Annotated in this window: 21 protein-coding genes and 2 pseudogenes; 8 read left to right on the forward strand and 15 right to left on the reverse strand. The window is 65.7% G+C overall.

Going from position 1 to position 24,132, the window contains the following annotated elements; all coding sequences use genetic code 11:
• The first annotated feature begins 29 nt into the window (after nucleotides 1–29).
• Together P8X75_06270 and P8X75_06275 are read left to right on the forward strand one after the other, a co-directional pair.
• Nucleotides 30–1,097, forward strand: a complete 1,068-nt coding sequence (locus P8X75_06270; GenBank protein MEJ1994808.1) for a Glu/Leu/Phe/Val dehydrogenase dimerization domain-containing protein — start codon at nucleotides 30–32, stop codon at nucleotides 1,095–1,097.
• A gap of 31 nt (nucleotides 1,098–1,128) precedes the next feature.
• Nucleotides 1,129–1,758 (forward strand): MarC family protein, encoded by a 630-nt coding sequence (locus P8X75_06275; GenBank protein ID MEJ1994809.1) that lies wholly within the window; start codon nucleotides 1,129–1,131, stop codon nucleotides 1,756–1,758.
• On the opposite strand, the gene recO is transcribed toward P8X75_06275, so the two are convergent.
• The 10 genes and pseudogenes from recO to folK all read right to left on the reverse strand — a co-directional run bounded on the left by recO (nucleotide 1,743) and on the right by folK (nucleotide 10,329).
• On the reverse strand, nucleotides 1,743–2,495 hold the full coding sequence (recO, locus tag P8X75_06280) for a DNA repair protein RecO (protein ID MEJ1994810.1): 753 nt from the start codon (nucleotides 2,493–2,495) through the stop codon (nucleotides 1,743–1,745). The genes P8X75_06275 and recO overlap by 16 nt on opposite strands.
• Nucleotides 2,496–2,507: 12 nt before the next feature.
• Nucleotides 2,508–3,401, reverse strand: a complete 894-nt coding sequence (era, locus tag P8X75_06285; GenBank protein MEJ1994811.1) for a GTPase Era — start codon at nucleotides 3,399–3,401, stop codon at nucleotides 2,508–2,510.
• Nucleotides 3,398–4,123 carry a ribonuclease III gene (rnc, locus tag P8X75_06290; protein ID MEJ1994812.1) on the reverse strand — a complete coding sequence of 242 codons (726 nt, stop codon included), beginning with the start codon at nucleotides 4,121–4,123 and terminating at the stop codon, nucleotides 3,398–3,400. Before rnc ends, era begins: the two co-directional genes overlap by 4 nt.
• On the reverse strand, nucleotides 4,110–4,910 hold the full coding sequence (gene lepB / locus P8X75_06295) for a signal peptidase I (protein ID MEJ1994813.1): 801 nt from the start codon (nucleotides 4,908–4,910) through the stop codon (nucleotides 4,110–4,112). The genes rnc and lepB overlap by 14 nt, the downstream gene beginning before the upstream one ends.
• A 114-nt stretch (nucleotides 4,911–5,024) precedes the next feature.
• On the reverse strand, nucleotides 5,025–5,441 hold the full coding sequence (gene acpS / locus P8X75_06300; protein MEJ1994814.1) for a holo-ACP synthase: 417 nt from the start codon (nucleotides 5,439–5,441) through the stop codon (nucleotides 5,025–5,027).
• 15 nt (nucleotides 5,442–5,456) lie between these two features.
• Nucleotides 5,457–6,233: a pyridoxine 5'-phosphate synthase gene (locus P8X75_06305; protein MEJ1994815.1), complete on the reverse strand. Its 777-nt coding sequence runs from the start codon at nucleotides 6,231–6,233 to the stop codon at nucleotides 5,457–5,459.
• Complete coding sequence (locus P8X75_06310; protein MEJ1994816.1) at nucleotides 6,230–6,889, reverse strand: DUF2062 domain-containing protein; 660 nt, start codon at nucleotides 6,887–6,889, stop codon at nucleotides 6,230–6,232. Before P8X75_06310 ends, P8X75_06305 begins: the two co-directional genes overlap by 4 nt.
• Before the next feature lie 69 nt (nucleotides 6,890–6,958).
• Nucleotides 6,959–9,127, reverse strand: coding sequence for a bifunctional (p)ppGpp synthetase/guanosine-3',5'-bis(diphosphate) 3'-pyrophosphohydrolase (locus P8X75_06315; GenBank protein ID MEJ1994817.1), 2,169 nt, complete (start codon nucleotides 9,125–9,127; stop codon nucleotides 6,959–6,961).
• A 310-nt stretch (nucleotides 9,128–9,437) separates the two neighbouring features.
• Nucleotides 9,438–9,686 (reverse strand): annotated as a pseudogene (gene rpoZ / locus P8X75_06320) (DNA-directed RNA polymerase subunit omega).
• 136 nt (nucleotides 9,687–9,822) lie between these two features.
• Complete coding sequence (gene folK, locus P8X75_06325) at nucleotides 9,823–10,329, reverse strand: 2-amino-4-hydroxy-6-hydroxymethyldihydropteridine diphosphokinase (GenBank protein ID MEJ1994818.1); 507 nt, start codon at nucleotides 10,327–10,329, stop codon at nucleotides 9,823–9,825.
• A gap of 183 nt (nucleotides 10,330–10,512) precedes the next feature.
• On the opposite strand from folK, the pseudogene P8X75_06330 reads away from it, so the two are divergent.
• Nucleotides 10,513–11,065: pseudogene (locus tag P8X75_06330) on the forward strand (NYN domain-containing protein).
• An 11-nt stretch (nucleotides 11,066–11,076) separates the two neighbouring features.
• Nucleotides 11,077–11,748 carry a uracil-DNA glycosylase gene (locus tag P8X75_06335; GenBank protein MEJ1994819.1) on the forward strand — a complete coding sequence of 224 codons (672 nt, stop codon included), beginning with the start codon at nucleotides 11,077–11,079 and terminating at the stop codon, nucleotides 11,746–11,748.
• Here the strand turns inward: P8X75_06335 and smpB are convergent.
• Both smpB and dapA read right to left on the reverse strand, forming a co-directional pair.
• Entirely contained in the window at nucleotides 11,745–12,209 is a 465-nt protein-coding gene (gene smpB, locus P8X75_06340) for an SsrA-binding protein SmpB (protein MEJ1994820.1), read from the reverse strand. The genes P8X75_06335 and smpB overlap by 4 nt on opposite strands.
• Before the next feature lie 46 nt (nucleotides 12,210–12,255).
• On the reverse strand, nucleotides 12,256–13,146 hold the full coding sequence (gene dapA / locus P8X75_06345) for a 4-hydroxy-tetrahydrodipicolinate synthase (GenBank protein ID MEJ1994821.1): 891 nt from the start codon (nucleotides 13,144–13,146) through the stop codon (nucleotides 12,256–12,258).
• 213 nt (nucleotides 13,147–13,359) lie between these two features.
• Here dapA and P8X75_06350 point away from each other — a divergent pair, with 213 nt between their 5' ends.
• The 4 genes from P8X75_06350 to P8X75_06365 are packed head-to-tail and all read left to right on the forward strand — an operon-like array spanning nucleotide 13,360 to nucleotide 18,030.
• On the forward strand, nucleotides 13,360–15,396 hold the full coding sequence (locus tag P8X75_06350) for a lytic transglycosylase domain-containing protein (protein MEJ1994822.1): 2,037 nt from the start codon (nucleotides 13,360–13,362) through the stop codon (nucleotides 15,394–15,396).
• A gap of 59 nt (nucleotides 15,397–15,455) precedes the next feature.
• Entirely contained in the window at nucleotides 15,456–16,154 is a 699-nt protein-coding gene (locus tag P8X75_06355) for a haloacid dehalogenase type II (GenBank protein ID MEJ1994823.1), read from the forward strand.
• Nucleotides 16,155–16,157: 3 nt separating this feature from the next.
• A complete protein-coding gene (locus P8X75_06360; protein ID MEJ1994824.1) occupies nucleotides 16,158–17,075 on the forward strand; it encodes an alpha/beta hydrolase in 918 nt (305 codons plus the stop codon).
• A complete protein-coding gene (locus P8X75_06365; protein ID MEJ1994825.1) occupies nucleotides 17,035–18,030 on the forward strand; it encodes a threonine/serine dehydratase in 996 nt (331 codons plus the stop codon). Before P8X75_06360 ends, P8X75_06365 begins: the two co-directional genes overlap by 41 nt.
• Nucleotides 18,031–18,093: 63 nt before the next feature.
• Here the strand turns inward: P8X75_06365 and P8X75_06370 are convergent, their stop codons facing one another.
• The 3 genes from P8X75_06370 to P8X75_06380 form a co-directional block, all read right to left on the reverse strand.
• Nucleotides 18,094–18,744 (reverse strand): polymer-forming cytoskeletal protein, encoded by a 651-nt coding sequence (locus tag P8X75_06370; protein ID MEJ1994826.1) that lies wholly within the window; start codon nucleotides 18,742–18,744, stop codon nucleotides 18,094–18,096.
• A gap of 255 nt (nucleotides 18,745–18,999) precedes the next feature.
• A complete protein-coding gene (locus P8X75_06375; GenBank protein ID MEJ1994827.1) occupies nucleotides 19,000–20,604 on the reverse strand; it encodes a peptidoglycan DD-metalloendopeptidase family protein in 1,605 nt (534 codons plus the stop codon).
• A gap of 278 nt (nucleotides 20,605–20,882) precedes the next feature.
• Entirely contained in the window at nucleotides 20,883–24,113 is a 3,231-nt protein-coding gene (locus tag P8X75_06380) for an error-prone DNA polymerase (GenBank protein MEJ1994828.1), read from the reverse strand.
• Nucleotides 24,114–24,132: the final 19 nt, after the last annotated feature.

The following is a 24,132-nucleotide window of genomic DNA, read 5'->3' on the forward strand; positions in this document are numbered from 1 at the left end:
TCTTGTTTAGATACGGAGGGACGAAAGGCATGTCAGTCTTCACGCATCCGGAATTCGACGCTCATGAAGAGCTGGTCTTCTGCCGGGACGCGGCCAGCGGCCTTTCCGCCATCATCGCGATTCACAACAGTTCGCGCGGGCCCGCCCTGGGCGGCTGCCGCATGTGGCCCTACGCCTCGGAAGGCGAGGCGCTGGGCGACGTGCTGCGCCTGTCGCGCGGCATGACCTACAAGTCGGCTTTGGCCGGTCTGCCCTTTGGCGGCGGCAAGTCGGTGGTGATCGGCGATCCCCGCAGCGGCAAGTCGCCCGCGCTGTTCGAGGCGCTGGGCGGTTTCGTAGAGAGCCTGGGCGGGCGCTATGTGGTGGCCGAGGACGTCGGCATCTCCGTGCCCGATGTCGAGACCATGGGCAAGCGCACCAGCCATGTCGCGGGCGTCTCCGCCGGCGGCTCCGGCGATCCTTCGCCCGCCACTGCATATGGCGTCTTCCACGGCATCAAGGCGGCTGTCACCCACCGTCTGGGCGCCAGCGACCTGAAGGGCGTCCGCGTCGCCGTGCAGGGCCTGGGCCACGTCGGTTTCGAGCTCTGCCGCCTGCTGCACGAAGCGGGCGCGGAGCTGATCGTCACCGACCTGAACCAGGAACAGGTAACGCTGGCCAAGGAGCGTTTCGGCGCGGCCACCGCCGCCCCCGACGCCATCGTCTCGGCCGAGGCGGAAGTCTATGCGCCCTGCGCACTGGGCGCGACCTTGAACGACGAGAGCATCCCGGCCCTGAAGGCCAGCGTCGTCGCGGGCTCGGCCAACAACCAGCTGGCCCGGCGCGAGCACGGCTTCATGCTGAAGGAGCGCGGCATCCTCTATGCGCCCGACTACGTCATTAACGCCGGGGGCGTGATCAACATCAGCTACGAGACCCGGCCCGGCCAGGACAAGCGCTACGACAAGGAGGCCGCCTTCGCCCACATCGCGGGCATCGGCGGGACGCTGCGCGAGATATTCACCTTCGCGCAGCAGCAGGATATCGCGACCTCCGAGGCTGCCGACCGCTTGGCCGAACAGCGCTTCACGCCGGCCGGAGCCAAAAAGGCCGCTTGATCGCCGGACAGGGCGGGTCTAGAGAAGGCGGATGATCGAAACCCTGATCGCCACCTTCATCACCTTTTTCGTGGTCATCGACCCGGTCGGCAACGCGCCGATCTTCGCGGGACTGACCCCGGACGCAACGGCGGCTGAGCGCCGTCGGCTGGCGCTGCGCGGTGTCTTCATCGGCACCTTGATCCTGCTGGTCTTCGGGATCGTCGGCCAATACCTCTTCGAGGCCATGGGCATCAGCATCGCGGCCTTCCGCATCGCTGGCGGCATCCTGCTGCTGCTCCTGTCCATCGACATGGTCATGGCCCGTCAGTCCGGCCTGCGCTCCACCACGCCGGGTGAGGACGAGGAGAGCGGCCATCGCAACGACATCTCGGTCTTCCCCCTGGCGATCCCACTGATCGCCGGGCCCGGCTCCTTGACCTCGGTCGTGCTGATGGTGACGCGCGCCAGCGGCGACCTGGTGATGCAGGCCGCGATCCTGGGCGTCATGCTGGCGGTGCTTCTGACGCTGCTGGTGACCCTGCTGCTCTCGGTCCAGATCATGAAGCTCCTGGGGATGACGGGGATCAACGTAATCAGCCGCGTGGCCGGGGTGATCCTGGCGGCGCTGGCGCTTCAGTTCATCATCGACGGCGCGACCAGCCTCTATCCGCCGAGCTGATCGTCTCCCCTTTCGACTTCATTCAGCGGGAAGCGCGCCGCCAGACGCTGGCGCGCCGCCGGCAGCGGCCTGTCCTGCGGGTGGAAGATGTTCTGTTCCAGAAAGAAGCCGCTCAGCGCCAGGCCCTCGGCGATCTCCTGCGCCCCTCCTCCGCCGCGCCCGGCGAGAAAACCCGGCAGGGGCAGGAGCCGCTCCTTATAGGGGCCGGCCGCCTCGCGAGTCACCGCCCGGCCGGAACGCGGGCTGACGAAGGCCAGGTTCTCGGTTTCCCCGGTGACGGCGCAGGAGGTCAGGTCGAGACCGAAGCCAAGGTCCGCCAGGACCGCCAGCTCCCAATGAACGTAGACTTCTGCCCAGTGGTCGCCTTCGAGCGCCTCCAGCAGCACCTCGAATCCCGAGAAACACTTGGGATGGGCTTCGCGCTCGGGCAGCGCCTGCTCGATCACGGCGCAGGCCGCGCTTAGGGCCGCCAGACGGTCCGGTGCGCTCAGGAACCGGGCGGCGTTCGCCTGCTGCAACTCCACCTGAAAACTGCCGAGCTGGTCGGCCAGCCGCGCCTTCCAGCTCGCCTGAAGGCGATTGCCGAGTTGCAGCACGCCGGAGAGGCGGCGTCCCTGTCCACCCCGCACCAAGCCCGCAACGCGACCGCGACTCTCGGTCAGCACCTGAATGATCGCCGCATCCTCGCCATGCGGGCGCAGCGCCACCAGATAGCCCTCCTCGCTCCACTCGATCATGGGGCTATTGGATCACGATTTGAACTCTAGGCCGAGGTCGCGGTAGCGCTCGGGGTCTTCGATCCAGTTCTCGCGCACCTTGACGAAGAGGAAGAGGTGGATGGGCCGCTCCAGAAGCGCCTGCATCTCCTGCTGGGCGTCTTCGCGCACCTTGCGGATGCGCGCACCCCCCTTCCCGATCACGATGGGCTTCTGGTTCTCCCGCCCGATGTAGATCGTCTGCTGGATCTTGGCGCTGCCGTCCTTGAAGTCTTCCCAGTTGTCGGTCTCGACCGTCAGGTTGTAGGGCAGTTCCTCATGAAGCTGCAGGAAGAGCTTCTCGCGCGTGATCTCCGAGGCCAGCAGCCTGAGCGGCATGTCCGCGGCCTGATCCTCGGGGAAGAGCCAGGGCCCCTCGCGCATGCGCCCGGCGAGGTAGCGCCGCAGATCGTCGAGGCCGTCACCGGTCGCCGCGGAGATCATGAAGATGTCCTCAAAGCATCCCTCGGCGTCGAAGAGGGCCGCGAGCTCCAGCAGCTTGTCCCGCCGGATCAGATCGACCTTGTTGAGCGCCAGCACCACCTTGCGTCCGCTCTTCTTGATCTGATCGACGATGCGCCGGGTGTCGGCGTCCAGCTTCTTGCGCGCCGCGTCGTAGACCAGCATCACAACGTCCGCGTCCTCGGCCCCGGCCCAGGCCGCGCGCACCATGGCGCGCTCCAGGCGGCGCTTGGGCTCGAAGATGCCAGGCGTGTCCACAAGCACGATCTGCGCATCGCCCTCCATGACGATGCCGCGCACCTGATTGCGCGTGGTCTGAACCTTGTGGGTGACGATGGAGACCTTGGAGCCCACCAGGGCGTTGACCAGGGTCGACTTGCCGGCGTTGGGCGCGCCGATCACAGCGACGAAGCCGCAGTGGGTCATCGCGCCTGCTCCTTTTCTAGCTGCTCCAGCAGAGCGCTGGCCGCCGCCTGCTCCGCCATGCGCTTGGAGCGGCCTTCACCCTCGCCGGAAAGGGTGCCGCCCTTGCGCTCGATCACCACGCGGATCGAAAAGCGCGGGTCGTGCGCCGGGCCGTCCCGTCCAACCTCCTCATAACGCGGCAGCGGGAGCCCCTGCCCCTGGGCCCATTCCTGAAGCGCCGTCTTGGGCTCGCGGGGCGGCTTCAAGTCCGCTTCCACCAGGGGGCGCCACTGCGGCTCGATGAAGCCCCGCGCGGCCTCCAAACCGCCGTCACGGTAGAGCGCGGCGATCACCGCCTCCATGACATCGGCGAGGATGGCCGGGTTCTCGCTGCCACCCGCGTCCGCCTCGCCGCGCGAAAAGGCGATGAACTCGCCAAGACCGATATCGCGCGCCACTTGGGAGAGAATCTCCCCGCTGACCAGATAGGCGAAGCGCTTGGCGAGCGACCCTTCGCTTTCCTCGGGAAAGCGGCGCAACAGCAGGTCGGCCACCACAAGGCCCAAGACCCGGTCGCCCAGAAACTCCAAGCGCTCGTAGCTGCCTTGCGCGCCAGCAGCCCCAGAGGCGCTGGAGTGCGTCAAGGCGCGCTGGAGGGATCTGCTGTCGGTGAAGCGATGGCCCAGCTTCTCCGCCAGACCGTCCAGCGCCGCGCCGCTCTTATCGGTGCTATTGGATGCCATCGAAGATGCGTCCCCAGCGGATGGACTCCGGCCAGTCCCAAACGGCCAGAATCGACTTGTCCTCCTGCTTGGAGAAGAAGAGGACCTCCGCCCGGCCGACAAGATTTTCCATCGGCACGTAACCGACCGCGCTCAGAACGCGGCTGTCTTGGGAGGAATCGCGGTTGTCACCCATGGCGAAGAAATGCCCCTCGGGCACCACGTAGACCTGTGTGTTGTCCAGCGAGCCGTTGTCGGAGCGCTCCCAGATCTTGTGCTTGCGGCCCCCCGGCAAGGTCTCGATGTACTCCGTGACGCGCTCGCTGTAGCCCGAGCCGCGCGTCACAAGCACTTCACCCAGGGATTCGCGCTCGACAAGTTGATCGTTGATATAGAGGCGGCCTTCGGAGACCTGAACGCGGTCGCCCGGCAGCCCGATCACACGTTTGATGTAGTCGGTCTTGCCGTCACGCGGCAATTTGAAGACCACCACGTCGCCGCGCTCGGGCTCGCTGCCCAGAATCCGTCCTTCGAAGAGGTTTGGACTCATCGGCAGGGCATGCCGGCTGTAGCCATAACTGAACTTGGAGACGAAGAGGTAATCCCCGATCAGAAGCGTCGGCAGCATGGAGCCGGACGGAATCGTAAAGGGCTCATAGGCGAAGGTCCGCACGAGAAGCGCGATCAGGACCGCATAGACGATCGTCTTCAAGGTCTCGACGAAGCCGCCCCTCTTGTGAGCACTGCTCCGCTGCGCGCTTTGTTGCGCGGTCTGCTTCTCGCTCTCGCCGTCGTTTTCTTCGGCCATGCTCATTCGCCTCAATCTTTGTGGGGCGCTTCAGGGAGCGCCGTACAGTCAAGGGCGCGCAGAAGCGGAATTCGCGTCTTTCTAGCGGCCCGCGCCAGATGCGTCCAGCGCCGCCTAGTCCTCGCCTTCCGGCAAAGGCACGGCTGAGATGATGACGAAGGCCTGCGCGAGAGGATAATCGTCGGTGATGGTGACATCGATCTGCGCTTTCATGCCGCTGGGCAGCAACTCAGCCAGGCGGCGCTCGGCCCCCTCGATCAGGGCCATCGTCGGCTTGCCGCCCGGAAGGTTGACCACCCCCATGTGCTGCCAGTGCACGCCGCGACGCGGCACGCCGGTGCCCAGCGCCTTCGCGCAGGCCTCCTTGGCTGCGAACCGCTTGGCGTAGCTCGCGGCGCGTTCCTTGCGGCGATCGGACTTCTGGCGCTCCACCTCGGTGAAGACTCGCTGGGTAAAGCGGTCACCGAAACGCTCCAGCGTCTTTTCCACCCGGCGTATGTCGATCAGGTCGTTGCCGATGCCAAGGATCATCTCGCTTGAACTCCGTTACTGCGCGGCGGCCCCGCTCCGCGCGGCGTCCATGAGCTGGCGCATGCGGCGGATCGAGGCTTCCAGGCCGATGAAGATCGCCTCGCCGATCAGGAAGTGTCCGATATTGAGCTCCATCAGGCCAGGGATCGCCGCCACAGGGGTCACGCTATCGAAGGTTATGCCGTGACCGGCGTGGCATTCGATGCCCAGTTGCTGGGCCAGGAGAGCGCCCTCGCGAAGCCGCGCCAGCTCGGCTTTCGCCGCCTCCCCCTCAGGGTCTTCCTGGAAGGCCTCGCAGAAGGAGCCGGTGTGAAGCTCCACCACGGGCACGCCCATGTGGTTCGCCGCCTCCAACTGCCGCTCGTCGGGATCGATGAAGAGCGAGACCCGGATGCCCGCGCCGCCGAGCGCCGAGACGAAGGGGGTCAGCTGCTTTGCGCTCCCGGCGGCATCGAGGCCGCCCTCGGTCGTCACCTCCTCGCGCTTTTCGGGCACGATGCAGGCGGCGTGCGGTTTGTGGCGCAGCGCGATCTTCAGCATCTCGTCGGTCGCCGCCATCTCCAGATTGAGCGGTAGGTCGATCTCTTCACTGAGCCGCGCGATGTCGTAGTCGGAGATGTGGCGACGGTCCTCGCGCAGGTGCGCGGTGATGCCATCGGCCCCCGCCGCCGCGGCCAGGGCCGCCGCCCGCAGAGGGTCCGGATGCAGGCCCCCGCGCGCGTTGCGGATGGTGGCCACGTGATCGATGTTGACGCCGAGGCGCAGGTCGCCCGGCTTGCTTGCTGTGTTCATGGCTTGCTTTCCATATCGGCGGTTTCGCTGCTGCGGGCAGCTTCGCGCTTGGCGCGCTCCTTCAGCTTTTCCCTGACCTTCTGGGCGCGGCGCTTGAAGCGCGGGTTCTCCAGCCGGGCGCGCCGGGCCTTCTGATAGGAGGCCACCGCCCCCTTGATCGGCCAGTAGAACAGGAACCAGGCGAGCACCGCCGTCGGCAGGCCGCCAATGGTCAAGGGAATACCCAGGATCAAGATGTTGTCCCGAAGGTACTCCGTCGTGAAGGGCGAGCCCTCCAGGTTGGAGAAGGAGAGGGAATCATGGACGCAGGCCTGATGCTCGGTCCCCAGCACCAGACAACCCAGCGCGTAGGACCAAGCCCAGATGAAAGGGAAGGTCCAGGGGTTGCCGACCACGGTCCCGATCGCAGAGGCGAGCAGCGATCCCCGCAGGAGCAGCGCCAGGAGAGCGGCCGAGACGAAGTGCAAACCCAGAAAGGGCGTGAAGGAGACGGCGGCGCCGCAGGCGAAACCGGCCGCGATGTGCGACGGGGAGCCCGGCAGACGCCGCACCCTGTGCGATACGTAGATGGCCGCACGCCGCCACCCCGCGCGTGGCCAGACCATGTGGCGCAGTTTGGAGAAGACCGGCAAGGGTGAACGGCGGCGAAACAGCATGCCCTGTTATCTCTGCAAAAACCTGGCGAAGGCAAGGGCCCAGCGCCTCTTCCGCCGACGGAAACGCTGCTACCCGCGCTGCCGCTCCACCATGGAGACGGCGGGCGTGGCGCGCAGCGCGGCGATGATGTCGACCAGATGCTTGGCGTCGTGAACCTCGACATCCACCAACATCTCGAAGAAATCGGGCTTGCGGTTGGTGAACTTCAGGTTGGAGATGTTGCCGCCGTGCTTGCCGATGACGGTCGAGAGGTTGCCGAGCCCGCCGGGCTCATTGGCGACCACGAGATGCAGGCGGCCCATCTGAAGGTCGTCGCCCGCGACGCTGTCGGACCAGGAGAGGTCGATCCAGCGCTCCGGCATGTCCTGGAAGGCCTCCAGCGTGTCGCAGTCGATGGTGTGGACGGTCACGCCCTTGCCGGTGTTGACGATCCCGACGATACGGTCGCCGCGCAAGGGGTGACAGCACTGGGCGTAGTGCACGGCCATGCCGGGAATGAGGCCTTCGATCGGAATGCCGTTCCCGTACTTGTGCTTTTCGGAACGCTTGGTCTTGGGCCCCTCCTTGGGCTCCTGCTTCAGCTTGCGCTGCTTTTCCTTCAGGCCGGGAAAGACCGCCAGCATGACTTCCCGTCCGGTGAGGTTCCCGGCCCCCACCTCGGCGTAGAGATCCTCCAACTGATCGAGGCGGAACTTCGAGAGCACGCCGGCCAGCCCCTTCTCGGTGGCTTCCAGCCCCTCCTCCTTGAACTTGCGGTGCAGGACTTCGCGGCCCAGCTCCATATACTCGCCGCGCTTCTTCTGCCGGATGAAGCGGCGGATGCGCGCACGTGCCTTGCCGGTGACGCAGAACTTCTCCCAGTCCGGCGAGGGCGTCTGCGCGCGCGAGGTCATGACCTCGACCTGATCGCCGTTCTGAAGCTGATAGCGAAGCGGCACGACGCGTCCGTTCACCTTGGCCCCGACGCAGGTGTCGCCAAGGTCGGAGTGAACCGCATAGGCGAAGTCCACCGGACAGGCCCCACGAGGCAGCGCGATGATCTCGCCGCGCGGCGTGAAGCAGAAGACCTGGTCGTGGAACATCTCCAGCTTGGTGTGCTCCAGGAACTCCTCCGGATCGGAGGCATGCTCCAGGATGTCCAGCAGCTCGCGCACCCAGCGGTACTGCTTGCCGTCGACGTTGGGGACGCCTTCCTTGTAGGCCCAGTGGGCGGCGACGCCGAGTTCGGCGTACTCGTGCATCTCGCGGGTGCGGATCTGCACCTCGATGCGCTGCTGCTCCGGGCCGATCAGGCCGGTGTGGAGCGACTTGTAGCCGTTTGGCTTGGGTGTCGAGATGTAGTCCTTGAAGCGCCCCGGCACGACGGGATAGCGGCTGTGCAGGACGCCCAGCACCTGGTAGGCGTCGGCCACGGACTTGACCACGATCCTGAAGGCCATGATGTCCGAGAGCTGCTCGAAGGTGACGTTGCGGCGCTGCATCTTCAGCCAGATCGAATAAGCCGACTTGATGCGCCCGGAGACCCAGGCCTCGATGCCCTCCTCGGCGACATCGCGCTGCAGCCTGTCGATGACGCGCAGGGTCAGGTCGCCGCCCTTCTCCTTCAGGAAGCCCAGACGGGTCAGGATGGAGTCCCGCGCATCGGGATTGAGCTGGCTGAACGCCAGATCCTCGAGTTCTTCCTTGAAGCGGTGCAGGCCGATGCGCTCGGCCAGGGGCACGTAGATCTCCATGGTCTCTTTGGCGATCCGGCGGCGCTTCTCCTCCGACTCGATGAAGTGCAGCGTGCGCATGTTGTGCAAACGGTCTGCCAGCTTGACCACCAGGACTCGGATGTCCTGGGACATGGCCATGAAGAGCTTGCGGAAGTTCTCGGCCTGCTTGCTGCGCTCCGACTTCAGTTCCAGCTGAGACAGCTTGGTGACGCCGTCGACCAACCGGGCGACCTTCGGACCGAAGAGCTCTTCGATCTCCGAGACCGGCGTATTGGTGTCCTCGACGATGTCATGCAGCAGGGCGGTCAGAATGGTCGCCTCGTCGAGCTTCAGCTCGGTCAGGATTCCGGCCACCTCGATAGGGTGCGAATAGTAGGGATCGCCCGAGGCGCGGCGCTGGTGCCCATGGGCGTTGGTCACGAAGACGTAGGCGCGGTTGAGCGCGTCCTCGTCGACGTCCGGGTCATAGGATTTGACCCGCTCGACCAGTTCCACCTGCCGCATGATGTTTTGACGCGCCATGGACCTCAAATCACTGAGACATCTCGTATTCTAGATGTAAGCCTAGCGCAGCGCGGACACCAGCCCCAAGCAGCGCTTTTCGGCGCAAAGAAAAAGGCGCGGCGGAGAAATCTCCACCGCGCCCCTGTTCCGGGCCGCAAAGTAGCCGGGATTACCGCGATCAGTCCTCGCGCTTTTCCAGGTCCTCGGCCGTGATGTCTTCGAAGATCATGCCGAGAGCCGCTGCGGGATCGTCTTCGGCCGCAGCGCTCGCCTCATCGCTTTCGGCGACGGGGCTTTCCTCGCCGGCTGCTTCGCTCTCGGCTGCGACTTCCTCTTCAGGCTCGTCGCGCTCGTTGTGCTTTTGAAGACCGCTGACGATGCTCTCCTCCAGGGTCTCCAGGCTCACCGTCTCCTCGGCGATCTCGCGCAGCGCGACGACCGGGTTCTTATCGCGGTCGCGGTCGATGGTGAGCGGCGCGCCGGCGGAAATCTCGCGGGCGCGCTGACCGGCCAGCAGAACCAGATCGAAACGGTTGGGAACCTTGGTTACGCAATCTTCGACGGTAACGCGTGCCATGGGTTCTAAAGCTCCTTTAAGCTGAGGGATCGCGGCAGCGGCAAAGCCGGTGCGGACCGCCTGAAATCAAGGTCGCGGACTATAAGCGGCGTTCAGGGGGCATGCAAGCCCGCTTTGTCATGCTTTAGCCCCGCTTTCAACCCGGCTCTTTCTCCAGGAGTGAGATGCTGTCGTCCTTGGGCAGAGCGCGCGCCATCTCCGCCACGCTGGCCCCGGTCACCGGGTGACGCCAGCCGGGCGCCACTTCCATCAAGGGCAGCAGCACGAAGGCGCGCTCGGCCAGACGCGGGTGCGGCAGTTGCAGCCCGTCGCGTCCGTCCCGCTGTTCCTGATGATACGCGAGGAGGTCCAGGTCCAGGACGCGGGCCGCATTGGTCTCTGCCCGGCGGCGCCCGAACCCGGCCTCAACCTCATGCAACAGCCCCAGGGTCTCTTCGGGCGAAAGGTCGCAGGTGACCTGTACCGCGCCGTTCACGTAGTCCGGCTGATCGGACGGGGGCCAGGCGGGGCTGCGATACCAGCGAGAACGCTGCAGTATGACGACGCCCCGCTCTTCCAGCGCGCGCAGCGCGGCCTCCAGCGTCTCCCTGGGGGCGCCGTAGCGCGGGTGTGGCAGATTGGCTCCTAACGCTATAAGTATCATGCTCCTAATATAAGCCGTTGATCCGGCAGCTAATTTGCTACAGATTAATTGTGTGCCATCAAAGGCGTGATTTCAACGAAAACCGCAGAATATTTCGTTTGATTTCAATAAGATAATTAATCGGCTTAGCATCTTTCTTTCAAGGTGCGGCCCGCGAAACTTTGATAAAGGGATTTGGCAGGTATGTCCTTGCAGTTTTACCCGCATGAGAAAGTCGCGCTCTTCATTGACGGCGCGAATCTCTATGGGACTTCGAAGTCCTTGGGCTTCGACATTGATTACAAGCGTCTGATGACCTTCTTCGGGGAAAAGGCGCATCTGATCCGCGCCTTCTACTACACGGCGCTGATCGAGGATCAGGAGTACTCCCCGATCCGCCCGCTGGTCGATTGGCTCGACTACAACGGCTACACCATGGTGACCAAGCCGACCAAGGAGTTCACCGACGCCTCGGGCCGAGCACCTGGATCATATCGTCCTCTTCTCCGGCGACGGCGACTTCCGCCGCCTGGTCGAGGCGGTGCAGCGCAAGGGCGTCAAGGTGACGGTCATCTCCACGATCCAGACCCAGCCGCCCATGATCGCCGACGAGTTGCGCCGCCAGGCCGACCGCTTCGTCGACCTGAACGGGCTGACCGAGGAGATCGCACGCAGCGGCGGGGACGGCGGCCAGCGCAGGCCGCGCATGACGCCGGCGGACGACTACCAGGAGGACGACGAGATCTACGACGATTGAGGGCTGGCGTCATGGCCCGGAGAACCGCAATCCGATCTGAGAACACACCTTCCGGCGAACCGGATGGCGATTGCCGGATCTGTCCGCGCCTCGCGGCCTTCCGGGATGAGAACCGCGCGCGCCACCGGGATTTCTTCAATGCCCCCGTGCCGAGCTTCGGCGAACCCCTGCCCCGCCTGCTGATCGTCGGGTTGGCGCCCGGCCTGAAGGGGGCCAACCGGACGGGGCGCCCCTTCACCGGCGACTATGCGGGCGATCTTCTCTACCCGACGCTCATCAAGTTCGGCTGGGCGCACGGTCGCTACGGCTCCCATCCCGAAGACGGCCTGACGCTGCGGGACTGCCGCATCACCAACGCCGTGCGCTGCGTGCCACCCGAGAACAAGCCCACCACAGCGGAGATCCGAAGCTGCAATAGCTATCTGCGGTCGGAAATCGAGCGGCTGCGCCCGGCCTTGCACGCCATCGTCGCGCTGGGCGGGGTGGCGCATGGAGCGGTGCTGACGGCGCTCGGCCAGAAGAAGAGCGCCTACAAGTTCGCGCACGGCGCTCAGCACCGCCTTCCGGGTGGGATCCTGCTGGCCGACAGCTATCACTGCTCGCGCTACAACACGAACACCGGACGGCTGACGCCGGAGATGTTTGAGGCGGTTTTCGAAGCCCTGAAGGAGGGACGGCGTTAGCTGTACTCGCGGATCACGCGGGCCTTTTGACGCTCCCAATCGCGCTTCTTTTCGGTCTCGCGCTTGTCGGCCTTCTTCTTGCCGCGCGCCAGACCCAGTTCCAACTTCACGATCCCGCGCTCGTTGAAATAGAGCGAGAGCGGCACCAGCGTCACGCCCTTCTCACGCAGCTGGCCCAGGAGCTTGTTGCGCTCACGCTTATGGAGCAGCAGCTTGCGCGGGCGGCGCGGCTCATGGTTGCTGCGCGACGCCGGCGCGTATTCGGAGAAGTGAGCGTTGATCAGATAGATCTCGCCAGACATCTCCGCGGCATGGGCCTCCTTGATGGAGCCGTGGCCTTCGCGCAGCGCCTTTACCTCCGTGCCCAGCAGAACCAGGCCGGCCTCGAAGGTCTCCTCGATGAAATATTCGTAGCGCGCCCTGCGGTTGACCGCGATGGGGCGCGATGCCTTGCCCGCCATCTCTTGTCTCCCGCTTCTATTCGATACCTATACCTTGCCCGCTCCGTTAGCCGTTGAGCAGACCGGCGTGGATCATGGCCTCGCGGACCAGGGTCCTGGCGTTCTCGCTGGCCGGCGCCAGCGGCAGACGCACGCGGTGATTCGACTGACCCAGCAACTCTGCGCCGAACTTGACCGGCGCCGGGCTGGTCTCGCAGAAGAGCGCCCGGTTGAGCGGCATCAGGCGGTCGTTGATCGCCAGCGCGCCCTTCGGGTCGCCCGCCGCCCAGGCGTCGTGCATGGCCCGGCAGAGCCGGGGCGCCACGTTGGAGGTGACCGAGATGCAGCCGTGACCGCCGGCTCCCAGGAACGGCACGATGGTGCCGTCCTCGCCGGAGAGCTGGCAGAAATCCGGGCCACAGGCCAGACGCGTATTGATCGGGCGGGTCAGGTCGTTGCTCGCGTCCTTGACGCCGACGATGCGCGGCAACTCCGACAGACGCTTCATGGTCTCGACCGTCATGTCGATCACCGAGCGCCCCGGGATGTTGTAGATGATGATCGGCAGATCGACCGCATCGTGGATCGCCTTGTAGTGCAGGTAGAGCCCTTCCTGAGACGGCTTATTGTAGTAAGGCGTCACCACCAGGGCCGCATCGGCGCGCGACTCCTTGGCCGACTGGGTCAGCTCGATGCACTCCACCGTCGAATTGGAGCCGGTGCCCGCGATCACGGGCACGCGGCCGCTCGCGGCCTCCACGCAAAGGTCCACGACGCGTTTGTGCTCTTCATGGCTGAGGGTGGGCGACTCGCCCGTCGTGCCGCAAGGCACAAGGGCCTGCGTACCCTCTTCGATCTGCCACTCCACGAAGGACTGGAAGGCGCTCTCATCGACACCGTCTTCGGTGAAGGGAGTTATGAGCGCGGTGATCGAACCGCGAAACATGGGACCGGACATGGCTTCTTCATTCCTGCTAGAGAACCTTAAAAAACGCCCGTCGCATCGGCGGGATGCGGCGCTTTTGAGGGGCGCACCATAATCTTAAGGTCTTGCCGCCGCAAGCCGCCCCAAAAATGTAACGCAAGAGTGAGCGGCGGCGCGTTGTCCGGACTCCAGCGGGCCTTTAGGATGGTGCTTCCGGCTAGGTCCGGTCAGGAGACCCATGACGTGATGCGCACCCGCCCTCTCGAACTTCTCACCGCCTGCCTTCTCGCCAGCGTCCTGCTTGGCGGAGGGGCGCTTTCCCAGCCGGGCCAACTCCGGGCCGAGAACAATATGGAGAAGGCGGGCCCAACCCTCGCCGCCTCGGCGGTGGTGCAGGCCGCCCTTGATCTCGCCGATGAAGGCAAGCTCCGCGATGCCCAGGTTTTGCTGGGGCCGCTGAACGAGCCCTTGCTGGAGAGCTACCTGCTCTGGCGTGCGGCCGTCGCCGACAGCGAAGAGCCGAGCTTTTCCGAACTCTCCGCCTTTCTCGCCCGGCATCCCGGCTGGCCCTATGAAAGCTCGCTCGTCGCCGAGGCCGAGAAGCGCCTTCACGAGGGCTCAGCGATCCTGGACGATGCCGGTCTCGCTGGCTGGTTCCAGGCGCATCCGCCGGTCAGCACCGAAGGCGCGCTTCTGGCCCTGGAACTCCATCAGCGCCGCGGCGAGACGGACGCCCTGAAGACGCGCCTGGTTCAGACATGGCGGTCCCACTCGCTCGACGCGGAGCAGGAACGCCTGCTGCTCAGCCGCTACGGCAACCTGCTGACCCGGGACGACAATCTGGCGCGCCTGGAAACGCTCCTCTGGCGGCGCGATCAGGCCGGGGCCAAACGTCAGGCGAACCGTCTCGGCAGCGGCTATCCCGAGTTGGCCGAGGCGCGGCTGCGGCTCGCCTTGAATCAGGTCGGCGTGGACGCAGCCATTCGCGCCGTTCCGGAGAGCCTCCAGAACGACCCCGGCCTGCTCTACGAGCGGGCGGACTGGCGCTTGCGGCGCAACCGCGTGGAGGGGGTGGTGGAGATTCTCGATCCCCCGCCCGCCGACCTCGGCGATGCGGAGCGCTGGTGGCGCATGCGCCACTGGGCCGCGCGCGAAGCTCTCGACGAGGGGCGCATCGACCTCGCCTACCGCCTCTCGATCAACCATGGGATGGACCGGGGTCTCGGCTTCGCTCAGGGCGAGTGGCTGGCCGGCTGGCTGGCGCTGCGCTATCAGGACAAGCCCGCTCTCGCGCTGAGCCACTTCGAGACGCTCTATGAGAACGTCGGCACACCCATCAGCCTGGGCCGCGCCGCCTACTGGGCCGGGCGGGCCGCCGCGGCGGCGGGAGATGCCGAAAAGGCGAAAGCCTGGTATCTGAAGGCAGCCGAGCAGACCACAACCTTCTACGGGCAGTTGGGCGCCGCGGAGGCGGGCATCCGGCAGCTCCGGGTCTGGCCCGTGACGGCCGAAGCGCCGGGCGCCACGGCGGAAGGCCGCAGCGCCTTCGAGGCGACCGACCGAGTGCAGCTTATCCGCAGCCTCGCCCGCTACCAGGAGAACGACCGGATCAATGCCTTCCTGGTCGGACTGCGCGACGAGGCGAAGACGCCCGAGGCCTATCGCATGGTGGCCGAACTGGCCCTGGACGCGGAGCGTCCCGACCTGGCGCTGCTGACCGCCAAGACGGCCCAGACCGAGAACATCTATCTGGCCGATTTCCTTTACCCGACCCCGCCGGTGGCCCCGGTCGACATGACCAGCCTCGCCGGAACGCCTGAGCCCGCTCTGGTGCTGGGCCTGATCCGGCAGGAGAGTCTCTTCAACAAGAAAGCGGTAAGCCGGGTCGGCGCGCGCGGCCTGATGCAGTTGATGCCCGGCACCGCCAAGCGGACCGCGCCCAAGGCGGGGCTGCGCTACGACTCCGCACGGCTGACCGAGGACCCCGACTACAACGTCGCCCTCGGGCGGCACTATCTGGCCGAGATGCTGGAGCGCTACGACGGTCAGCACATTCTGGCGATCGCCGCCTACAACGCCGGACCGGGCCGGGTCGACGAATGGCTGGAGCGTTTCGGCGCGCCGCCCTCCGACCCTTACGGGGCCATCGACTGGATCGAGCGCATCCCGTTCTATGAGACCCGAAACTACGTTCAGCGCGTGTTGGAGGCCATGGTGGTCTATCGCCAGCGCCTTCAGCCTGGCGAGCAATACGCCCTGTTGTTGCCCGACGCGCTTCGATAACCTTTCGTCCTAAGCTGTGACGACAGCTCAGCTGTGACGACACCTCTGGGAGCCGAGCCATGAGCGATGAGTCCTGGGCCGACAAGAAGGCCTGTGTTTTTGATGCCTACGGCACCTTGTTCGACGTGCACTCCGCGGCCTCCAAGCTCGCCGAGCGCATCGGCACCAACAGCGAGGCGCTCTCCAACCTCTGGCGTCAGAAGCAGCTGGAGTACACCTGGCTGCGCGCGCTGATGCCCGCTCATGTCGATTTCTGGAAGGTGACCGGCGATGCCCTGGACTTCGCCATGGAAGCCTACGGCCTGACCAGCCAGGAGCTGCGGGACGACCTCATGGAGCTCTATCTCCGGCTCGACGCCTATCCCGAGGTGCCGGACTGCCTGAAGCGGCTGAAAGAGGCCGGGATCAAGACCGCGATCCTTTCCAACGGAGAGCCGCGCATGTTGAGCTCCGCGGTGGACTCCGCGGGCCTGGCGTCCCTGCTGGACGAGAACCTCTCCGTCGAGGAAGTCGGGGTCTTCAAGCCCCATCCCAAGGTCTACCAACTGGCCGTCGACAGGCTGGGGGTGAAACCCTCTGAGATTTGCTTTGTCTCCTCCAACGCCTGGGATGCAGCCGGGGCCGCGCATTTCGGCTTTTCCGTCTGCTGGCTCAACCGTTTCGCCAAGCAGTGGGAGAAGCTGCCCGGCGAGCCCAAGGCCGTGATCCACACGCTGGACGAACTGCCCCTGCCGCTGCGCGAAGAGAACGGGGACTGAGACTTGTCGGGTCCGGAAGGCGCGCTGGAGATACCCGAGGGCCCGAAGGTCTGGCGCATAGCCATGCGCGACGGCCTCACCCTCCATGTCGAGGAGTGGGGCTCCCGCCGGGCCGAAGGAACGCCTCTGCTCTGCCTCAGCGGTCTGACCCGCAACGCCTGGGACTTCGAGACGCTGGCGCGCCGTCATTCCGGCAAGCGGCGCGTGGTGACCTTCGATTTCCGGGGCCGGGGCCGCTCGGATTTCGATCCCGAGCCGCTCAACTACAATCCCCGGCAGTACCTGGAGGATATCCAGCAGGTTTGCGCGGCGCTCTGCCTGCACGGCTTCGTGGCGGTCGGCACCTCCATGGGGGGGCTGCTGACCTTCGGCCTGGGCGTGGTCATGCCCTCCGCCCTGCGCGGCGCGGTGATCAACGACATCGGCCCGGTCTACGAGTCCAGCGGCTTGCAGCGCATTCTCGACTACGTCGGCAGCGATCACCCAGTGGAGACCTGGGACGAAGCCCTGCGGACCCTAGAGGAGACCTTTCCCGAGGGCAGTTACCCGCGCGCCGACCGCGCGACCTGGAACAAGATCGCCAAGACCTCCTTCAAGCGCGGCGGGGATGGGAAGCTCCATGCCTCCTGGGATGTGCGGATCGCCCAGGCGCTTACCGGGCAGGACGAGGGGGAGTTCGACCTTTGGGCCTTGTTCGAAAGCCTGAAGCCTCATCCGCTCCTGCTACTGCGCGGCGAGACCTCGGACCTCCTGAGCGAGGAGACCGCGGAAGAGATGGGCGAGCGGCACGGTAAGATGTCACTGGTCACTGTCGCCGGAACGCCGCATGCTCCTACCCTGGACGAGAGCGAAGCAATAAAGGCGATCGATGACTTCCTTGATGAATGCGACAGAGCTGAGCGTCACCCTGACCGACATTGAAGAAGCGGCGCGGCGGCTCGACGGCGTCGCGATCAGGACGCCACTTCTGAACTTCGCGGCCCTGGACGAGCGGGTCGGCGGGCGCGTCCTCATCAAGCCGGAGATCCTGCAGCGCACCGGCTCTTTCAAGTTCAGAGGCGCCTACAACGCGCTCTCCCATCTTCCCGAAGACGCCCGGACGCGGGGAGTGGTCGCTTATTCCTCGGGCAACCACGCACAGGGGGTCTCCCTCGCCGCCAAGCTTCTGGGTATACCGGCCACCATCATCATGCCCGGCGACTCACCAGAGATTAAAGTCGCGAACACAAAGGGTTATGGCGCGGAGGTCATCCACTACGACCGCTTCAACGAGTCGCGCGACATCATCGCCGAGAGGATTCAGCGCGAGCGAGGAAGCTACTTGATCCGCCCCTACGACGATCCCCGGATCATCGCGGGCCAAGGCACCTGTGGCCTGGAACTTGTGGACCAGGCGAAGGAGCGCGGCATCGGGCTCGACGCCGTTTTGACCTGCTGCGGCGGGGGCGGGCTGACGGCGGGCGTGGCGATCGCCGTCAAGTCGCAGCTCCCGGGCGTGGAGATGCATCTGGTCGAGCCGGCGGAGTTCGACGACACCGGGCGCTCGCTGAAGAGCGGCCAGGCGGAGCGGAACGATCCCGCCGCCCGCTCGATCTGCGATGCGCTGCTCTCTCCGACTCCGGGTGAGATCACCCTGCCGATCAATCTTCAGATGGTGGACAGCGGCCTGGGCGTCACGGACGACGAGGTACGCAGCGCCATGGCTTATGCCTACCGGGTCTTGAAGCTGGTGGTGGAGCCCGGCGGCGCCGTGACCTTGGCCGCGCTCCTGGCGGGGCGGCTGCCGACCCGCGACCGCACGCTCGCGATCGTGCTTTCAGGGGGCAACGTCGACTGGCAGATGACGCAAGAAGCCCTCCAGCGCAGCAGCCTCTAAAGAGGCCAGCGCCGAAGGGCTTTCTAGGATCGAACGCCGGCGGCGTGAGCCGCCCGCCTGGAATCAGGGCTTGCCGCTCAGACCCAGATCGCCAGAGGCCGGCTTATCGGTCTTGGTGTCCGCAGGCTTGGCGCTGCTGTCCGCGCCGTTGCCGGCAGGCTTGTCGGAAGAGACCCCAGACGACGCTGACGCCGAAGACGTTGGGGCCGAACTGCCACTGGACGCCGAACTGGACGCCGAACTTGAAGCAGAAGCCGAGGGCGCGGCGGCGGTTGCCTTGGGCTCTTCGATGCGGCGGCAAAGACCGTCGATGTAGGCGCCGGAGTCGATGGACAGGGACTTGTGCAGGACGTCGCCGTTCACCTTCGCAGTGGAGGTGATGGAGACGTTGGCCGCGTGGACCTCACCTTCCAGGTTGCCGGCGATCTTCACCTCGTCCGCGCGCACCGTTCCCTTCACCTTGGCGCCCTGCCCAATGGTGAGGCTGCGGCTCAATACATCGCCGGTCACCTGACCGTCGATCTGGATATCGCCGTCGGAATGGAGGTTGCCCGAGATTGTCAGGTCAGCCGAAATGATGGAGGGCACGCCGCCGATCGAAGCGCGCGGCCGCTCGCCCGATGCGGGGCGGACGCCCTGTGACGCGGCGCTGCTGGAAGAAGAGCTGGAGGCGGGCGTTTCCGGACCGCCCGTGCCTTTGCCTTTGGAAAACATGATCTCACTACCTCAATGCTGCTGCGGATGTCTTTGCCTTTGGCCCGCTAGCCCGTTCTTATATGGAAGCCCTCCGCCTGTTCGGCCCGGCATCCGCCGGAGAGGAGGCTTCCTTATTGCTCAAGAATGATAACAGAGCCCTTGCCCATCTGTGCAGTGGAGTCTGCCGTCCATCAGAACTTTTTTGCGAAAGAACTGCATCAAGGCAAAGCGACTAAATTTATATTCTTCAGTTAGTTGAACGTAATTCTTCCACTAACCTTTGAAAAGGTGCCGTCCCGCTTCCAGGAAATTGTCGGGGTTCAGCGGCCGGCCGTCCAACCGCACTTCGTAGTGCAGGTGAGGACCGGTGCTGCGGCCCGAGGAGCCTACGGTCCCGATGACCTGACGGAACCCGATCTTGTCGCCCTTCTCCACCGAAATCTTCCTCAAGTGGCCGTAGCGGGTGACGATGCCAAACCCATGGTCGATCTCGATGAAGCGGCCATAGCCGCCGTTCCAGTTCGCGAAGGTGACCACGCCGGGGGCCGGCGCCAGGATCTCGGTCCCGGTCGGCGCGCCCATGTCGAGGCCCTCGTGATGAGAGCGGGCGTTCTTGACCGGATCGATGCGCGGACCGAAGGTCGAGTTCACCTTGTAAGCATTCAGCGGCGGCGCGAGCGGCAGCACGGTCGCCAGATGGCGCAGCGTCTCCCAACGGCGCAGGTGAAGGTCCAGCAGGGAGAGCGCGGCGTCGAAGGTCTCGTCGCTGTGCGGGTCCATCTCCTCGTAGGGGATGAAGGGACCGCCCGTACCGGAGAGGTCGCCATCGGCGACGCGGTCGACCAACTTGTCGATCTTGATGCCGGTCAGCTTCATGGCCCGCTCGAAATCGCCGATCGAGCTCAAGGTGCGCTCGGTCATCTTGGCGACGAGGTCGAGCTGGCGCTGTTCATAAGAAGAAAGCTTGGTCTCCAGCGAGACCACCTTGTACTGCAGGGCGTCCCGCTCTTCCGCGAGGCGGCGCCGCGCCTGACGGGAGTCGTCATGAACCCGCTGCAGGCGCGCCACAACTTCGTTCAGCTCCACGATACGCTGGTCGGCATTGGCCTGATGCTTCTCGAGCCCTGCGATTTCCTCTTGAAGGCGGCTGCGCTCCTCGACGAGAGCGACACGCTCCGCGTCCGTCTGCTGCAGGTCTTCGGAGAGTTCGCCCAGTTCGTTCTGCAGCGCCTTCTTGCCTTCGACGGTCGAGGCCAACTCGGCTTCGATCTCGTCCATGCGCCGCACCAGCTTGCTGCGGGCGTCGTCCAGTTCCGCGCGCTCGGCCTTGGTGTCTTCCAAGAGCAGCTTCATGGAGGTGACCTGGGTCTCCAGCATGGCGTTCTGCTCGGCCACCTCGATGAGTTCGTCGCCGAAGCTGCTCAGCCGCTGCTTCAGGGCGTCGCGCGCGAGCATCATGCGGGCACGCTCGGTCTCGGTGAGGTTCAGGCCGTCGCCAACCGTGTCGAGCGATCCGGCGTCTTTCGTGCCGCCCTCTTCCAGCATTGCCAGCAGCACGGTCTGGTTCTGCTCCAGTCCCTCAACGATGCGATCGTATTGCTGCTGGTACTCGCCGACCTCGGCCAGCAGGTTCACGTATTCCCGCTGATGGCGCTCAATCTCCTCCTCGCGCTCGGCCAGCAGAGTGCTGGAGAGCAGCGTGACGCCGGTGGTCGAGAGCCCCCAGATGAACAGGGCGCTCAGAACCGCCACGCCCTGAAGCTGGCGCTTCTGGCTGACGCGGAGAAAGGTTACCTGACCGTTGGAACGGAAATAGACTTCCCTGTCGGGAAAGAGGCGGTCGACCCAGTCACGTACGCGGCTGAGAGTGTCCCTCATGCATTCCTTTCGGCAGCTCGCCAACGCTTTACTTGCGCCGCGGCGCCATCCCTCTTCTGTTTAACCTTCGGGGACGCGATAAGAGCTTGTCGCCCTCTTGTCCCGACCGTATTGATCGTGTTCTTCGATCTTCGCTTCCCCGCCGCACGCCCGTTGATTCTTTTTTTCGGCGTCGGTGCCGTGGTGAACCCACGTATGATGACGGCGCGAAGTTAACGATTTCTGATGCGCCGTTCAAGGGGTAAGAACATTGGCTCAGACCAGGGGTCGTAAAGCCCTCAATGGAAATCGCGGGAGCGGTAAAGCTTTTCCTTGCGGGGGGCTGTGCGGGGGGCTGTGTCGCGCTGATCCCGGGTCGGCCGGCGCACCTCGTCCGCCCGCGCCAAGGCGCCCTTCATAGTCTTGCCGGAGGCCGCGACTCCGCCCTCTTCCTCCAGACGCCGGAGCCGGGGCGAGAGGTCGTAAAGGCGTTCCGCGACCAGATGGATCACCAGACCCTCCTTCTGCACCCGGCCGCTGACACCCAAGAGGCTCGCCTTCAGCACGGTGGCGCGGTTGGCCTCGAAGACGCGCGGCCAGACCACGATGTTGGCCACGCCCCGCTCGTCCTCCAGCGTGGCGAAGATCACGCCGCTGGCGGTGCCGGGGCGCTGGCGCACCAGCACCAGGCCGCAGAGCTTGAGGCGCGCGCCGTCCTTCACCTCCCGCAGCGCGCTGCTGTCGCGCCAGCCCTCGGCGCTCAAGGCCTCACGGAGGAAGCTCATGGGATGGGCGCGCAGGGAAAGCCGCAAGCTGGCGTAGTCCTCCACCACCTCCTGGCCCGCTGCCAGATCGGGCAGCGCGACGGCCGGCTCTTCGCCCCGGTCCTCCTCGCCCGCCGCGGCAAAAAGCGGCAGGGGCCGGGCATCGGGCAATCCCTTGATCTGCCAGAGCGCCTGACGCCGCCCGATCCCCAGGGAAGCGAAAGCATCGGCGCGGGCCAGGGCGTCGAGCGCGCGGGCGCCCAGCCCGGCGCGCCGCCAGAGCCCCTGGATGTCCGCATAGCCGTTCTCCCGCGCGGCCACCAGCCGGCGCGCTTCCGCCTCGGGCAGCCCCTTCACCTGCCGCAGGCCCAGACGCAACGCGAGCCCGGATTCCCCGCCAGGCTCCAGCGTGCAGTCCCAGGCGCTGGCGTTGACGTCCACAGCCCGCACCGCCACGCCATGTTCACGGGCGTCGCGCACGATCTGCGCGGGGGCGTAGAAGCCCATGGGCTGGCTGTTCAGCAGCGCGGCGGCGAAAACCTCGGGATGGTGGTGCTTCATCCAGGCCGAGACATAGACCAGCAGCGCGAAGGAAGCCGCGTGGCTCTCCGGAAAGCCATAGGTGCCGAAGCCCTCTATCTGCTTGAAGCAGCGCTCGGCGAACGCCTCTTCGTAGCCGCGCTCGACCATGCCCCGGACCAGCTTCTCGCCGAAGGTGTGAATCGTGCCGACCCGCTTGAAGGTCGCCATGGCCCGGCGCAACTGATCGGCTTCCGAGGGGGTGAATCCGGCGGCAACGATGGCGATTTTCATGGCCTGCTCCTGGAACAAGGGCACGCCCAGCGTCTTACCCAGCACTTCGCGCAACTCCTCGGAGGGGAAGGATACCTCCTCCTCCCCACGGCGGCGGCGCAGGTAAGGATGCACCATGTCGCCCTGGATCGGCCCGGGCCTGACGATCGCGACCTCGATCACCAGATCATAGAAGCTGCGGGGCTTGAGGCGGGGCAGCATGGTCATCTGCGCCCGGCTCTCGACCTGGAACACGCCCAGGCTGTCGGCGCGGCAAAGCATGTCGTAGACCGCCGGGTCCTCCGCCGGCACGCTGGCCAGGCCGTAGCGCCGCCCCTTGTGCTCGGCCAGCATCGCAAAGCCGCGCTTCAGACAGGTCAGCATGCCCAGCGCCAGCACGTCGATCTTCAGGATGCCGAGCGCATCCAGGTCGTCCTTGTCCCACTCGATCACCGTGCGGTTCTCCATGGCCGCGTTCTCGATGGGCACCAGTTGGCGAAGGGGCCCTTTCGTGATGACGAAGCCGCCGACATGCTGGGACAGGTGGCGCGGAAAGCCGATCAGCGCGCGCACCAGCGCCAGGGTCTGCCGGATGCGCGGAGCCTGCGGATCTAGGCCGACCTCGGCCAGGCCCTCCTCACCCACGCCCTCCTTGCTCCAGCCCCAGACGCTCTCGGCCAGCGCCGCAATGCTGTCGGCGGAAAGCCCCATGACCTTGCCTACCTCTCGCAGCGCGCCGCGCGTGCGGTAGCAGATCACGGTCGCGGCAAGCCCGGCCCGGTCGCGGCCATAGGTCTCGTAGATGTACTGGATCACCTCCTCGCGCCGCTCGTGTTCGAAGTCCACGTCGATGTCGGGCGGTTCGTCGCGTTCCTTGCTGACGAAACGCTCGAAGAGCAGGTTCATGCGCGCGGGATCGACCGCCGTGATGCCCAGGCAATAGCAGACCGCGGAGTTCGCGGCGGAGCCCCGGCCCTGGCAGAGGATGCCGCGCGAGCGGGCGAAGGCGACGATGTCGCGCACGGTCAGGAAGTAGGGCTCATAAGCAAGCTCACCGATCAAGGTCAGCTCGTAGTCGAGTTGCTTGCGGACCTTGTCCGGCAGCCCACCGGGATAGCGCTCCGCCGCCCCCGCCCAGGTCAGGCGGGCCAGACGCTCCGCGGCCGAGGTGCCGTCGGGGGCCACCTCGTCTGGATACTCATAACGCAGTTGTTCTAAATTAAAATCAATGAGTTCAGGTATTTTCTTCGCATTTTGGATCGCCTCTGGGAAGGCTGCGAAAAGCCGCTCCATCTCCTCCGGCGGCTTCAAGTGCCGCTCGGCGTTGGCTGAGAGACGGAAGCCCGCCTCCTCCAGCCGGCAGCCCTCGCGGATACAGGTCACCACGTCCAGCAGCGGCTTGCGTTCAGGCGCGTGCAGGCGCGCGTCGTTGCTGGCGAGAAGCCCCGCCCCGCAGCCAGCCGCGAGCTGAGCCAGCGCAGCAAGGCGCCGCTGGTCGCCCGGCTCGTAGAGCAGGCTGGCGGTCAGGAAGACCTCACCGGGCCGGGCCGCCGCCAAGCCGCCAAGGAAGCTGACGAAGTCCACATCGCCGTCATCCGGCGGCTGAACCAATAGCACCTGCCTTTCGCCAAGCGTCTCCAGGTCCGCCCGCCAGAGCAGGCAGCCGCCCTTCTCCGCCCGCCGCTTGCCCAGGGTTAGCAGGTCGCAGAGACGCCCATAGGCATCCCGGTCACGCGGGTAGCAGACGATCTCCAGCCCGTCCTGCAGCACCAGCCGCGCGCCCACCAGCAACTTCACCTTCGTGCCACGCGCGGCGACCTGCGCGCGCACCACGCCGGCGAGAGAGTTGCGGTCGGCCACGCCCAGCGCCGGATAGCCCAGCGCCGCGGCGGCGGTGACGAACTCATCGGGATGCGAACCGCTGCGCAGGAAAGAGTAGTTGGTCGTGACCTGGAGCTCGGAGAAACCGCTCATGCCTCTCTCACCCGAAGAG

This window comes from Limibacillus sp. (assembly GCA_037379885.1).
Taxonomy (GTDB): Bacteria; Pseudomonadota; Alphaproteobacteria; order Kiloniellales; family CECT-8803; genus JARRJC01.

Coding starts and splice junctions, on each gene's coding strand:
- P8X75_06310 (MEJ1994816.1), bottom strand. CDS start 6,889: ATGCTGTTTCGCCGCCGTTCACCCTTGCCGGTCTTCTCCAAACTGCGC.
- smpB (MEJ1994820.1), bottom strand. CDS start 12,209: ATGGCGGGCAAGGCATCGCGCCCCATCGCGGTCAACCGCAGGGCGCGC.
- P8X75_06355 (MEJ1994823.1), top strand. CDS start 15,456: ATGAGCGATGAGTCCTGGGCCGACAAGAAGGCCTGTGTTTTTGATGCC.
- P8X75_06270 (MEJ1994808.1), top strand. CDS start 30: ATGTCAGTCTTCACGCATCCGGAATTCGACGCTCATGAAGAGCTGGTC.
- P8X75_06350 (MEJ1994822.1), top strand. CDS start 13,360: ATGCGCACCCGCCCTCTCGAACTTCTCACCGCCTGCCTTCTCGCCAGC.
- P8X75_06365 (MEJ1994825.1), top strand. CDS start 17,035: ATGAATGCGACAGAGCTGAGCGTCACCCTGACCGACATTGAAGAAGCG.
- era (MEJ1994811.1), bottom strand. CDS start 3,401: ATGACCCACTGCGGCTTCGTCGCTGTGATCGGCGCGCCCAACGCCGGC.
- P8X75_06380 (MEJ1994828.1), bottom strand. CDS start 24,113: ATGAGCGGTTTCTCCGAGCTCCAGGTCACGACCAACTACTCTTTCCTG.
- acpS (MEJ1994814.1), bottom strand. CDS start 5,441: ATGATCCTTGGCATCGGCAACGACCTGATCGACATACGCCGGGTGGAA.
- folK (MEJ1994818.1), bottom strand. CDS start 10,329: ATGATACTTATAGCGTTAGGAGCCAATCTGCCACACCCGCGCTACGGC.
- rnc (MEJ1994812.1), bottom strand. CDS start 4,123: ATGGCATCCAATAGCACCGATAAGAGCGGCGCGGCGCTGGACGGTCTG.
- lepB (MEJ1994813.1), bottom strand. CDS start 4,910: ATGGCCGAAGAAAACGACGGCGAGAGCGAGAAGCAGACCGCGCAACAA.
- recO (MEJ1994810.1), bottom strand. CDS start 2,495: ATGATCGAGTGGAGCGAGGAGGGCTATCTGGTGGCGCTGCGCCCGCAT.
- P8X75_06335 (MEJ1994819.1), top strand. CDS start 11,077: ATGGCCCGGAGAACCGCAATCCGATCTGAGAACACACCTTCCGGCGAA.
- dapA (MEJ1994821.1), bottom strand. CDS start 13,146: ATGTCCGGTCCCATGTTTCGCGGTTCGATCACCGCGCTCATAACTCCC.
- P8X75_06275 (MEJ1994809.1), top strand. CDS start 1,129: ATGATCGAAACCCTGATCGCCACCTTCATCACCTTTTTCGTGGTCATC.
- P8X75_06305 (MEJ1994815.1), bottom strand. CDS start 6,233: ATGAACACAGCAAGCAAGCCGGGCGACCTGCGCCTCGGCGTCAACATC.
- P8X75_06315 (MEJ1994817.1), bottom strand. CDS start 9,127: ATGGCGCGTCAAAACATCATGCGGCAGGTGGAACTGGTCGAGCGGGTC.
- P8X75_06375 (MEJ1994827.1), bottom strand. CDS start 20,604: ATGAGGGACACTCTCAGCCGCGTACGTGACTGGGTCGACCGCCTCTTT.
- P8X75_06370 (MEJ1994826.1), bottom strand. CDS start 18,744: ATGTTTTCCAAAGGCAAAGGCACGGGCGGTCCGGAAACGCCCGCCTCC.